The 13,718-nt window shown below is 29.8% G+C and carries 13 protein-coding genes; 10 read left to right on the top strand and 3 right to left on the bottom strand.

Going from position 1 to position 13,718, the window contains the following annotated elements; genetic code table 11:
* Positions 1-4 precede the first annotated feature (4 nt).
* Entirely contained in the window at positions 5-967 is a 963-nt protein-coding gene (locus tag NOVO_05305) for an Ankyrin repeat protein (protein AIL65433.1), read from the bottom strand.
* 258 nt (positions 968-1,225) lie between these two features.
* Entirely contained in the window at positions 1,226-2,503 is a 1,278-nt protein-coding gene (gene rmuC / locus NOVO_05300; protein ID AIL65432.1) for a DNA recombination protein rmuC, read from the bottom strand.
* A 357-nt stretch (positions 2,504-2,860) separates the two neighbouring features.
* On the opposite strand from rmuC, the gene NOVO_05295 reads away from it, so the two are divergent.
* From NOVO_05295 to fliN, 7 genes are all read left to right on the top strand, one after another.
* The gene (locus NOVO_05295; GenBank protein AIL65431.1) at positions 2,861-3,685 is read left to right on the top strand and encodes a hypothetical protein; all 825 of its coding nucleotides are present in this window, start codon (positions 2,861-2,863) and stop codon (positions 3,683-3,685) included.
* Positions 3,686-3,755: 70 nt separating this feature from the next.
* Entirely contained in the window at positions 3,756-5,114 is a 1,359-nt protein-coding gene (gene glmU / locus NOVO_05290; protein ID AIL65430.1) for a Bifunctional protein GlmU, read from the top strand.
* Complete coding sequence (locus tag NOVO_05285) at positions 5,107-5,775, top strand: heme exporter protein CcmB (protein AIL65429.1); 669 nt, start codon at positions 5,107-5,109, stop codon at positions 5,773-5,775. Before glmU ends, NOVO_05285 begins: the two co-directional genes overlap by 8 nt.
* 83 nt (positions 5,776-5,858) lie before the next feature.
* Positions 5,859-7,457 carry a Flagellar M-ring protein gene (gene fliF, locus NOVO_05280; protein AIL65428.1) on the top strand — a complete coding sequence of 533 codons (1,599 nt, stop codon included), beginning with the start codon at positions 5,859-5,861 and terminating at the stop codon, positions 7,455-7,457.
* Positions 7,458-7,459: 2 nt separating this feature from the next.
* Entirely contained in the window at positions 7,460-8,479 is a 1,020-nt protein-coding gene (gene fliG, locus NOVO_05275; protein AIL65427.1) for a Flagellar motor switch protein FliG, read from the top strand.
* A gap of 4 nt (positions 8,480-8,483) precedes the next feature.
* Positions 8,484-9,179 carry a flagellar assembly protein H gene (locus NOVO_05270; protein AIL65426.1) on the top strand — a complete coding sequence of 232 codons (696 nt, stop codon included), beginning with the start codon at positions 8,484-8,486 and terminating at the stop codon, positions 9,177-9,179.
* Between the two features lie 27 nt (positions 9,180-9,206).
* Complete coding sequence (gene fliN / locus NOVO_05265; GenBank protein ID AIL65425.1) at positions 9,207-9,485, top strand: Flagellar motor switch protein FliN; 279 nt, start codon at positions 9,207-9,209, stop codon at positions 9,483-9,485.
* An 86-nt stretch (positions 9,486-9,571) separates the two neighbouring features.
* Here fliN and astC read toward each other — a convergent pair whose 3' ends face one another.
* Complete coding sequence (astC, locus tag NOVO_05260; GenBank protein ID AIL65424.1) at positions 9,572-10,738, bottom strand: Succinylornithine transaminase; 1,167 nt, start codon at positions 10,736-10,738, stop codon at positions 9,572-9,574.
* A gap of 411 nt (positions 10,739-11,149) precedes the next feature.
* Here astC and NOVO_05255 point away from each other — a divergent pair, with 411 nt between their 5' ends.
* From NOVO_05255 to NOVO_05245, 3 genes are read left to right on the top strand one after another with little or no spacing between them, the layout of a single operon-like run.
* Entirely contained in the window at positions 11,150-12,595 is a 1,446-nt protein-coding gene (locus NOVO_05255; GenBank protein ID AIL65423.1) for a hypothetical protein, read from the top strand.
* Entirely contained in the window at positions 12,580-13,197 is a 618-nt protein-coding gene (locus NOVO_05250; GenBank protein ID AIL65422.1) for a hypothetical protein, read from the top strand. Before NOVO_05255 ends, NOVO_05250 begins: the two co-directional genes overlap by 16 nt.
* Complete coding sequence (locus tag NOVO_05245) at positions 13,197-13,589, top strand: Transposase (GenBank protein ID AIL65421.1); 393 nt, start codon at positions 13,197-13,199, stop codon at positions 13,587-13,589. Before NOVO_05250 ends, NOVO_05245 begins: the two co-directional genes overlap by 1 nt.
* The last annotated feature ends 129 nt before the right edge of the window (positions 13,590-13,718 follow it).

Genomic DNA, 13,718 nt, shown 5'->3' with positions numbered 1-13,718 from the left:
AAACCTATAATTCGTCTAGTAGACGGTGATCTTCTCCAACTACTTCTGGCTTGGATGATACAATTGTATATTCTGTATCTTCTGAAGACGAAGCATCTACTACATTATCAGATATTGAATGATTTACTTCTGTAGGCGCAAAATAATCATTTAATATTTCTTCTATATCTTCGTATCCGTATTTAATAGCAAAAGCTTTTGCTTCATCTATATATTTTAGCGGCATTTCATCTTTATATTCTTCCAAGAGCATTTTCGTTATATCAGGGTATTTACTTTTTACAGAGGAAATTAATGATTTTCCTTTAGCTGCGATCGATATATCATCACCTATTTTTTCCATCAGATATTTTGTTATTAGCTCTTGACCATTGCGTACAGCTCCATCTAAAGCCGCTCCTTTATATGTGGATACTGTTTTTTCGTCTTTCTCACTTAATGGTAACTCTTTTAGTTTCTCTAATAATAGATCTATTACAGACTGTTTTCCACTAATTGCAGCAAAATTAAATGCCTTCCCCCAATCACTTGCTGGGATCTGAAATTTAGTAAATATTAAATTGACAATAGGATCATAACCGTTTGAAGCAGCTGCACGTAATGCTACTTCTACATCACTAGATGATAGCTCGCGCTCCATTTTAGTTAACCAGCTTTCTACTATCTTCTTGTTTCCTGTTTGTGCAGTTAATTTAGATAATTCTCTTCTATCTTCTACAGAAAAATCCTCGGTTGTTATTTGACCTAAGAAAAATTCTACTATATCTGAATGTTTACTTTCTACAGCGAATTTTAATATTATAACCTTATCTTTTGATGATATATTATCACCTATTTCATACCATAAAGATTCTACTGTTTTTAAATCTCCCGACTCTGGTGCTAATTTTAATTCCTCAATTTTATCTTCCAGAGATAAATCATTCATAACTGTTTCAGATTTTAATGTAGTTTTTTGCGCTTGCATATTATTCTCCTAGTATTTATCAATTATTACAATCTCTAGTAAATTAAATTATATTTGCGACTATGGCAGATAGAGCGAAACCTACAATTAGTAGGAGAGCTTTGAGCTAACTGCGTAACAAGTTCAAATGTTTTTGCTATAGTTAAATTATTAGCAATACTACTAATATTCTATTAATTTTTTATTAATTAGTTTACGCTTATAAAAGGTGAAAATCGTTATCAAACGTAAATATTTATAAGATAATTATATTAAATTTTATTCTAAGGCTTCTAACGCAGTATCTGTTACATCATTTTCTGTATTATCGTCTTCTATTAATATTGCGTCATTAGCATGATGAGGAATAATTTGATATCTTTCCAAATTTACATATGAATTTTTCGTAGTATTTAGGCCCAATTTATATAACTTCCTAACTCTGCTTAATAAATTATTATTAAATGAACCTGCAAATTTATCATAATGACTCATACTAGTAGATATAGTTTTACCTAATTTATGAGCATGCTCATACATAATCGAAATAGTTTGTAATAGTTTTTGTATTTCTTCTATAATAACCTGATAATTATTTAATTGTTGATTTTCATTAATTAAAAATCGTGCATGAGAAAGCATATTTACTATGCCTATAGGACCAGATGGAAAAATACTTAAATCCCAAGCTTTTTGCATAAAGTTTTTATTGGCAGATTGTAACTTTTCTAAAGCAAGTTCACTAGGTAAGAACATTACCATAGTAATATGGTTAACTTTGTATAGTGGCTTTATTTTTTTTAGTTGGCTGCGCACTGCTTCTTTATAATCTTTATTAGTCAAATCTTTTAAATGCTGATACATGGAATCAAGCAATTTTGTATCCAATATTGCACCTTCTGACATATCTATTTCTAGAAAAAATTTAGATGCTTTACTATCAATCACCATAATATTATTATTGGGTAAAAATACTACAGCATCTGGCCTCATTCTACTACCATATTCATTATAAATATTGTATTGCATAATAAAATCTTGCTGTTCTCTAAGCCCTGATGCTTTTAGAATATTTTCTAACGCGATTTCTGCAAGATTACCAGCACCAGTTGGTGATAACAATGCTCTCTTGACCAAATCTACTGTAGTTTTTGATTCTTGTACCTGATTATTAAGTATGCTAAGTACACTAGTTATATGTTGGAATTGCTCATATAGTTTTGCTGTCGTATTATGCATATTATCTGCTGTTTCTTTACGAACTTGTTCAGCTTCACGTTTATGATCTTCAATTAAATGACTAGAAAGTTTTTGACCTACTTCAAATATTGCAGCCTTAGCGTAGCTCATCGTTTCTAATTTAGCTTGTTCAAAATCTTTACTACGCTTATCAGCTTCTTGTGCTAATTGTAATTGCAATTCTAACTGTTTCTCTGCAGAAATTTTGGCAATCAATACTTCTTCATATTTAGCAATATAAGCTTGTAACTTATAAGTTAGGACAACTATAGTTAAAAAAAGAAAAAATATTACACCTAAACAAATATATAAAATCATTGATTCCTATGAATAAAATTAGAATATTAAAACTATATATAAATAATGAGAGTGTAGCAAACTCAAATATTTTATTATACCGTAAATTAATATAATGATTATCCCCCCAGCCTATATAGTAAAAACAGTTGAAGTTTGATACAAGGAATGAGGAGCAAAGCCTACTAATTGCTAGGTGAGCAACGAATGACGCCGTATGCAAATTCAAATGTTTTTACTATAGTAATTTAATTTAAATTAAAAAACTATATATAGACTTTTAAATGTAAAAGAATTATATCTGTAATAATAAAATTGTAATATTATATTATCAATATTCTACATTAATCATTGAGGCAAGTTTTTAAGAGGAAACAAATGGGCTATATTTTTAGAAAGTTTATATTCTTATTTGTTTTGTTAGTACTTGGTTATGCTTATTATTACAAAAATGCAATATTATACATACCATTAAATAACCATAATAAAATACAAGTGCCCAAACATATAGTATGGTCACGTAATTGTAATCAATATATGGAATGGCTACATAACCAAGCAATACCTATATCATCTAATACTCTATGTCCTTGGTCTAAATTAACTCAAAACTCAATTGTAGAATTTGCTTTCAATGACCTGAATCTTTACATTCCAGGAGAATATATTTGGCAAAATAATTTTGACACTCCTGGCAATGATTCTATACATTTAATATTTAAATATCCGGATATGATTGCTACTACTAACAAAGATGGTAATTCTAACATTAATGTTATTTTGTATACTTCATCTTTAACTACAACCTGCATAGATAACCAATGTGATGCCTCACAAGCTGAATATAAAAACATTACAAACATAGCCTATAATGATACTCAAGAGATTCCCAATACTGTTGAGAAACTATATAAACTCCCAGAATCAAAACTAATAGCTTATAAAATTAATAACCAAGAAGAATTCTTAATTAGAGGGAATCCTCTTAACCCTGATTATTGGCTACATTGTGATGGAGTTAAATACAATAAGAATCCCAGCCACAAATGCAAAACATATGTGAATTATAACAATAAAATTAACATATATTATGATTTTGATTATATTAATTTATTACAATATCACGATGATATAAGAAATAAAATTTCAGAAAAAATACATCAGTTTCAATATAAACCATTTTTAGAAAAGAATAATTTATAGTTGTATATATTATAATAAAAGTCTATTAATTTCTTTTATAGTGAATTATATACTAATATAATGGGTGGTTATGAAAGTATCAGTAGTAATTTTGGCAGCTGGGCATAGTAGGCGTATGCACTCTAATACTCCTAAAATATTACACAAGCTTGCTAGTAGAGAGTTAATCTCATATGTAGTTGACGTAGCTACAACTTTATTGCCAGAACAAATTATAACTATTATTAACCCTAACCATACTATTGTAAAAGATTTTTTACACAAATTTTATCCAAATATTATCTTATGTAATCAACCAAATCCAGTAGGTACAGGCCATGCAGTATTGTGCTCTTTACCTATAATTTCTGAAGACGTAGAATATATTATAATATTGTTTGGTGATACTCCCTTTATTACCCATAATACATTAAATAACTTACTCACAATTTTGCAAAAAAACCAAAATCATGTTCTAGGTTTACTTGGTTTTAGAGCTAATAACCCAGCAGGATATGGTAGACTAGTAATTCAAGATAATCACCTTACCGAGGTAATAGAGTCAAAAGACATTGAATCAGATCAATTTTTATATAATTTATGCAATTCTGGAGTAATGATTATAAAACGTGATAAATTAGAAGAGCTACTCTCTTCTCTAGATAATAAAAATAATCAAAATGAATTTTATTTAACTGACCTAGTAAAAATTGCAACTAACAAAGGTTATAGCTGTACTTACCTAGAGACAGAAGAGGAAGAAGTTTTAGGCATTAATGATAAAGCACAGCTGGCACACGCTGAACAAATTCAACAAAATAGATTACGTACCTATTTTCTAAAAGAAGGCGTTACTTTATTAAATCCAGATAGTATAACTTTTTCTTATGATACTGTCATAGATCAAGATGTCACTATACATCCACACGTAGTTTTTGGTACAAAAGTAAAAATCGAAAATAACGTGGAAATAAAAAGTTTTTGTCATATCGAAGGAGCAACCCTAAAATCACATACAATAATTGGACCTTTTGCTAGAATTAGGCCAACTACCATCATAGAAGAACATTCTAAAATTGGTAATTTTGTTGAAATTAAAAATAGCCACATAGCTAATAATTCTAAAATCAACCATCTCTCTTATATAGGAGATACTACAGTAGGTTATAATACTAATATAGGTGCAGGCACTATAACATGTAATTATGATGGTATTAATAAATATAAAACTACTATTGGTAATAATGTTTTTATTGGGTCTAACAGTAGTTTGATAGCACCTATCACGATTTCTGATAACTCTCTAATTGGAGCAGGAAGTACTATCAATATTAATATTCCTGAAAATGCACTTGCAATCTCGCGTACATCCCCTAGAATTATTGATAATGGTTCAATTAAATTCAAAATTAAAGTTAATACTAAATATAAAAAAATATCAGATGCTTAAAGAAATATTTTTTCTAACAAAATCAGATATATTATTTTATATCAAAAATCCTGGAATATTATTTAATACTTTCGTATTCATCCTTACTGGAAATTGTTTATTTGTATTTGCCTTAGGAACAGACCCTATTTTACTTACAAAACTAGGGCCTTATATTATTTTAGTAATATTTTTCTTATCTTCCGTTTTATTAGGACAAGATATTATAATACGAGATTATTTAAATGGTACACTAGAATTATTATTAGTTTTAAAACCCAGCTCTCACATTATTAGTTCAAAAATCTTAACACTTGCTGCTTTAACATTTCTTCCTATTATTACAGCTCTTCCTATAGTATCAATAATATTTTCTTTAGAAACTATGACAATTATGATACTAATACTCGCAATTATATGCTCTACCCTTGCTCTCAGCAGTATGAATATTTTAAGTAGTCTTTTAACTATACATACTCAGCATAATTATTTAACTAATTTACTTATTACCACCCCATTTATGATAATTTTAGTAATTTTTGCAAGTAGTACTATTGAATTATTTAACTATAATAGCGCAACTATATCACTTTTTACACCGTTTAGCTGTTTATTCGCTTTATTCTTCATATTATTCCCTATTACTAACTTTTTGGGCTATCTTGTACTTAAAGAGATTTAATTACCAATCTTATTAATAAAAAAACTATTTTGGTATGCGTAAAGATGTTGTATTATAAACGCAAAACCACATAACTGATAAATATGAACCAATTATCTATATTATTAAAAGACTTAGGTACTACCAAACTAGCAGCAATTATTGGAGGCGCAGTATTAGTACTAGCTACCATATTATTAATGACGTTTAAATATTCATCACATAATTTTGTTCCCTTATATGGTAATCTTGATTTAAAGGATAGTAACGAAATTGTAAAGGAATTAGAATTACAAAACATTCCCTTTAAATTTCGTGCAAATGGCAGTGAAATTTTAGTCCCAGATGATCAAGTATTAAAAATGCGTATGAAACTTGCAAGTAGCGGTATACCTTCCAACGGTTCACTAATTGGATATGAAATTTTTGATAAAACTGATACGTTGGGGTCTTCAAATTTTGTACAAAATATTAATTTAGTGAGAGCCTTAGAAGGAGAGTTATCCAGAACTATCTCTTCTTTATCTAAAATTGAAAGCGCCAGAGTTCATTTGGTGCTACCGAAAAGAGAATTATTTATACGTGATAAACAGCAACCTTCTGCATCTATTATAATTAGCACCCGTGGTAACGTTCCTTTAAATAAAGCTGAAATTGAAGCAATAGGGCATTTAGTGGCTACTGCTATTCCTGGCTTAGAAACAAATAAAATTACTATTGTTGATACAGCTGGTAGACCCCTTAAGTTAGGTAATAGTGATGTTGAGACGTTAAATTCCAGTAAAGCAGAGGAATTTAAAGCTGAATATGAAAAAAGACTTAAAACAGTTTTAGAAGATTTACTTGCACAATCAGTGGGTTTTGGACATGTAAAAGTTGAAGTATCAGCTGACATAAATTTTGACCGTATAATTACTAATTCTGAAACCTATGATCCTGATGGGCAAGTAGTAAGATCTGTACAAGAGGTGGATGAACAAGAATCTTCTAATAATAATGACTTTAATCAAAATGTATCTGTAGCTAATAATTTACCTAATACCCCTCAACAATCTCCATCTGCTACGAGCAATTCTAATAATCAACGTACTGATACTACAACCAATTATGAAATATCGAAAACAGTGCGTAATCAAATTACTGAAGCTGGTACGATTAAGCGTCTATCTATAGCAGTTTTAATAGATGGTACTTATAATTTAGACCCAGAAACTAAAAAAACTGTATATACTCCTAGAAGCTCTACTGAATTATCACAATTTGAAACTTTAGTAAAATCAGCCGCAGGATTTGATCAAAAGAGAGGAGATAGCGTTGAAATAGTCAATATGCAATTTGCAGGCGATTTAAGTGCTGAACATGATCCTTTAGCATGGGTTAAGAATGAATTATCTGGTATCATCAAAACAGCCGTAATAGGAATTATTATAATTTTAATATTATTGCTTGTAGTTAAACCTACTGTAAGCAATATCTTGGATATGACCAAATCGGCGCAAACCTCTGCTTCACTATCTGCAAGCACTGTTACTACAAATATAGACGATAATACTACTTGGCCTTCACAAGAAGCGCCGGTAGATATTTCAAAAATTGAAGCAAGATTTCAGTCAAATGCAACTTATAAATCTGTAAATGAGATATTTAATAAGTATCCACAAGAAACCCTTAGTACAATAAGAAAATGGCTGAGTAAGGACTAACTATGGCAGAAGAAAGTACATATCACAAACAACTTACGGGCCCAGAGAAAGCTGCTATATTACTTTTATCTGTGGATGATGAAAATGCAGCTAAAATCTTTGCTATGATGACTGAAGAAGAAATCAAAGAAATTTCTACCGCTATGTCTTCTTTAGGTGTAGTAAGTCCTGCTGTTATAGATCAGCTCATTAATGAATTTACTAGCGAGATTTCAAATACTACCTCATTTATCGGTAATATTGAAACTACAGAAAGAATTCTAGGTAAAATTCTTGATAAAGAGCATGTTAAAAATATTATAGAAGAAATTAAAGGACCTGCAGGTAAAAATACTTGGGATAAACTCGGCAATGTAAATGAAGATATTTTAGCTACTTATTTAAAAAATGAATATCCACAAACTGTAGCATTAATTATATCTAAACTTTCTGCAGCACAATCAGCAAAAATTCTGAGTATTTTGCCAGAAAATTTTGCTTTTGAAGTAATCATGCGTATGTTAAATATGGAGCCCGTCAAAAAAGAAGTACTGGATCGTGTTGAAAAAACTCTTCGCTCAGAATTTATCACTTCTCTATCAAAAACCCAAAAATATGATACTAAAGAAGCTGTGGCTGAGATATTTAATAATTTTGATCGTGCTCATGAATCTAAGTTTATGTCTTTACTTGAAACAAATTCACCAGAAAATGCTGATACCATCAAAGATTTAATGTTCACCTTTAACGATCTTACACATATTAGTGGCTCGGGAATACAAGCTCTATTACGAAGTATTGATAAAAGCAAATTATCATTGGCACTCAAAGGTGCTCCTGAACAGGTACGTAATTTATTTTTATCTAATATATCACAACGCGCCGCTAAAATATTACTTGAAGATATTGAGTCTCTGGGGCCCGTACGCGTTAAGGATGTAGATGAGGCACAAAGTGCTATAGTTTCGCTAGCACGAGATATGGCTAACAAAGGAGAAATTGCTATATCTGGTAATACCGAAGAAGACGAACTTATTTATTAGTGATATGTCAAAATTAATACAACAATTCATTTTACAAGATTGGTCGGAAGAAAAAGAAACAATTTCTGAAAATACTGATACGCCTATAGATAACTCATGCTTATCTGAAGAAATTCATCATATTCAAACCATAACAGCAACTCAGGAAAATACAGAACCTTTAAAGGATAATACTATAACCCATACAGCAGAAGAAATAGAAACTATTAAATTAAAAGCATATGAAGAAGGATATAATAAAGCTATCGATGAATTAACTAATAAACAAAACTCTACTATCGATACCACTTTAACTAAAATCAGTGAGCAATTAGAGAGTATTTTAAATCAAAACTTTGAATATACTCAAACCCATTTAAATATTATCAATAAAATAGCTCTAGAAATAGCTAAAAAAGCTAATAATAATTGCCTTAGCGAAAAATCAACTGTACAAAAAATTGCCAAATATACAGACCAAATTATTAAACTTTTGCCAAATCATACTCACCTTACCATAAAGATAAATCCTAAAATAGCAGAACAATTTAAAGATTATTTAAAAGAGCTCAGTACAATAAACACACAACTTCTAACAATAGAAACAGACCATACTATCCTTAAAGAAGATTATAGAATTGAATGGAAACAAGGATATATTGAATATAATCAAGATCAATTATTTAAAGAAATAGAAAAAACGATATTAAAAATAAAATAAAATATTATTTATTTATGGAGACGCCAAATGAACGATATAGCAGATATAGATATTAACTTAGAAGCTGTATATGATATACCTGTACAAATATCAGTTGTGCTTGGTAAAGCTACTATGACTATTAATCAATTATTAAAACTTGGTCGAGGAGCAGTTGTAGAGCTGGACAAAAACGTAGGAGAAGCAATTGATATATATGTTAATGATCGATTAGTAGCAAAAGGAGAAGTAGTAATAGTTGATAATCGTATTGGTATAACTTTAACTGAAATAGTAAAAACAGATAAAGATATATCTAAACGCTAATTATGGGACTGTTAACAATAGTTGATAACATTAGGAAGGGGTTAAACCCTAAGAGAGCTATGAACCTCTCCTAATCCAAATTAAAACTACAGCTCAGCAAAGCTAGTTTCCATAACATCAATTGCTTTGTTGATTTCAGCTTCCTTAACAATAAGTGGAGGATAAACTTTGATTACATTATCCCCAGCTGGGGCTGTAAGTAATTTATTCTTTCTTAATTTCTCTATAACTTTAGTATTAGGTATATGTGTTTTTATGCCAATCATTAACCCCTTACCCCGAACTGATTCTATAATATTTGGAAATTTTTCCCGTAATTTTTTTAACTGATTCTGCATTAAAACGCCCATATCAGCTACATTTTTTAATAATTCTGACTCACGTAAAATTGATACTACCGCATACCCAACCGCCATCGCTAAAGGATTACCCCCAAAAGTCGAACCATGGGCACCTACTGTCATACAACTTGCTACTTCTTCAGTTGCAAGGCAAGCTCCTACTGGGAATCCGTTACCCATAGCTTTAGATATTGTCATAATATCAGGCTTAATGTTTGCATGCTCATAGGCAAATAATTTACCAGTTCGCCCTAATCCACATTGTATCTCATCAAAAATCAAAATTAACTTATATTTGTTAGCTAAAACACGTAACCCCTTCAAGAATTCATTTGTGGCAACCCTAATACCACCCTCTCCTTGAATAGGTTCTATCATAATAGCAGCTGTTTCTTCCGTAATAGCCTCTTCTACAGCCTGTAAATCATTAAATTCTACCTTACAAAATCCTGATACAAATGGGGCAAACCCTTCCATTACGCTAGGACGATCACTACCTGATAATGCAGCAAGTGTTCTACCATGATATCCACCCTTAAATGTAATAATATGATTACGTTTATAATTACCTAAATTATAGTTATATTTTCTAACTATTTTAATAGCACATTCTACAGCTTCTGTACCAGAATTAGTAAAAAAAACTGTGTCAGCAAAACTATTATCCACAAGTAATTCCGCTAACTTATACATTTCTGGTATTTCATATAAATTTGAAATATGCCATAGCTTACTCGCTTGTTCATTTAAAGCTTTCACTATTTGAGGATGACAATGCCCCAGGGCATTTACTGCAATACCAGAAGCAAAGTCTAAATAATGATCACCCTCAAGAGTCACAAGGTAAGCCCCATAACCATGACTAAATTGTATTTTAGTTCTATCATAAACAGGTAATATTTTAGGAATCATAATTGTTATTTTCTATTATTAATTGGATACTTCAAGCTACTAATAAATAGCCTTATCAAAAGCGCAGCAAGAATATCTATAAAATAGCTACAATTATCATAATAATCAAAGAAAATAAAATTCAGGGAGTTTTTATTTATTTTTAAGTATGAGTAAAATGTTGGAAATATTCTCAAATAATCTTTTACCCGAGAAAAAAATAAATTTTTATATTGAATTAAGAGTATATTTAAGTAATATTACTTAATGTAATAATTATATTTTAAATTAATTTTACTGTTAAATACTTTGGTAAGAATTGAATTTTAGTTTTGCCTTAAAAGCAACGCTAGAGTTTAAATTACTGTTGCTGCAATTTATGATAATTATACATATAAGTTGTATATCTAATACTAAATAAGAAGTTATGATATGATCCAATTACTTGGCACTAACGATTCCTCTGATTATCTAGAAGTAATAACTTACAATAATAGTACTTCTAAATCATATGATAGTATATATCGTTTATATTTAGAAGATCATTTTATGCTAGAAGAGCCCGACTATTTAGAAGAAAATATTATTTCAAATGCCGGTCAATATACTCAAGTAAATCAAGAAATAAATTTGCCTTTAGCTATAGCTACATCTACTGTTCTTAAATATAAATATGGTTTAGTGGGATTAATAGCTATTCCAGGAACATGGGGAGTTTATAAATTAGCTCAAGGGATAAAAAACTTCTTATCGAATGAGGAGCCCCATAAAGTTGAAAATATTGCTGCTGCTGAATTATTACAAAGTAAGCCAAATATATATAATAACCTTTGGGATCATGACCATGATACTAAGCATTTTGGAGGAAAAAAATTTAGCAGAGATCTCTCTATAAAGTCAGAACTAGAAAGTAATATAACACTAGATACGTATAAATTACATTTGTGTAATATAGCTAATAACGAATATAACATTATTATTTTTTTTAAAATAGATCCTTATGTTATTAAGAAAATTGGTGGCAAAGATACTAATATGACTTGTACTGAATATACAGTAGAAGAGATTATGAAGCAAAATGTATTTGATGGGAATAAGATAGTTAATATTGTAGGATATAATGATGATATCTCTAATGATGTAGAGAAATCCTTCAGAGATAAAATTATAGATGTTATAGAGCATTTGGATTCTAAACAAAAGCTACTTATTCGGTATATATGTGCATCTTGGTTATTTTATGATATTCATGAGTATTTTTGTAAGGTTAATGAATATCAAGCATTTTTTATGCTTGTTTCTTCTCAATGTGTATTTAAAGATTATAATTATCTAAATCAATATATATTATTTGAAGAAATTGGAGCAAAAATTCTTGATGATAATATTGTAGATCGTTTTATATTTCAGATTTCTAGCACTATTAATATGGGTATTATATATGCTCATATATATAATAAAAATTATCATGATGTATTTAATAATGAGCATGTAACAACTAAAGGAATAACATATAACAGGGCATTAGAATTATATTGGGAAATAGTGAATTCTGATAAGAGTCTAGTGCAAATTACCTCACAACATATTAAGGATAGATATCATAAAATTTCTGTAGCTCCACTTTTGCAAGCTGGGTATGATAATTATATTTACGTTGATAATTATTATGCCCAACAAAATATACTGAGTATTTTAGTTTCATTAGCTAAGAATCCAAAGTCTTATTCTGAAACTCAGAAACCTCAAATAACGAGTTTATTAAAAAACTATCAGAAAAAGGTTTGGATTTCTCACAAAATTTTTCTGAGCAATATTCTACTCATCCCATTATTGCAGCTATATATGCTGAGAATTATTTTATGGTTCAGGAGTTAAGCAAATATATTTCCTCTAAAGATGCTGATAAACATCTCATACCATTTATCATACAACAAAACTATTGGTCATTTATTCCCTCATTAAATCTTAACATTAATTTGTCATACATATATAATAATATTACATTATGTAACATATTAGATGATTACATAAGTAAAGGACCTTCTTACAGACTATCCAAAGAGAATCTACTGCTGCAAGGAACTGAAATATTATTAGATAATATGGTTGATCCTAATACAATATGTTATGATGGTTATACTTCTTTACATTTTGTGGTATATCATAAAGATATTAACCTAGTGCAAGCTATTATAAGAGGCGGTGGTGATGTTAATATATGCACCGAAAAAGGGGAAACTCCAATTGGCATTTCCTTAACTCATAATGCTACCAATATTACGGCATTAATTGCAAATAATAAATATTATGTGCCCCCTAAACTTTCAGGATTAGATAATTTAATAACAAGGGAGGTACATAGTACATATTTCACAAATTTTCTAAATATACTAAAAACATACGTTGATGAAAATAATTTAACTATCTCATCAAATACAATTACATACTTTCCATATCAAACTAAATATGCAAAATAATGGCATATTCCTTAGATTTACGTAAAAAAGTAATTCACTATGTTAATAAAGGTTATACCAGAGAAGAAGCTGCAAGAATTTTTGGCATAGGTGAAAGAACAATTTATAGATGGTTATCGAGATCGAAATCCGGGAATTTAGCAGCCACACGAGCAGCTAAGCCATGGAAGAAGCTTGATCCAATCAAATTATTAAACGAGGTGTCTAAAAACAGCAATTGGCTATTATCTGATTTTGCAAAGGTTTTTAATGTGTCTACAGCTGCTATCTGTTTGGCATTCAAGACTTTGGGGATCACACGAAAAAAAAGACCACACTCTATCGTGAACGGGATGAAGCAAAACGGCAATTATTTTTGGCAGCTATCGCAAACTATAAAGCGGAAGATATAGTTTATATTGATGAGAGTGGAATTGATAGCTATTTGTACTATTCTTGGGGATACAGTCTCAGAGGAAGTAAAGTTTATGGTGATATCTCAGGTAAAAAACATGATTGAGAAAGCTTTATTGCAGGTAAGG

This window comes from Rickettsiales bacterium Ac37b, assembly GCA_000746585.2.
GTDB lineage: Bacteria > Pseudomonadota > Alphaproteobacteria > Rickettsiales > Arcanibacteraceae > Ac37b.
This window is presented reverse-complemented; position numbering and strand designations above follow the sequence as displayed.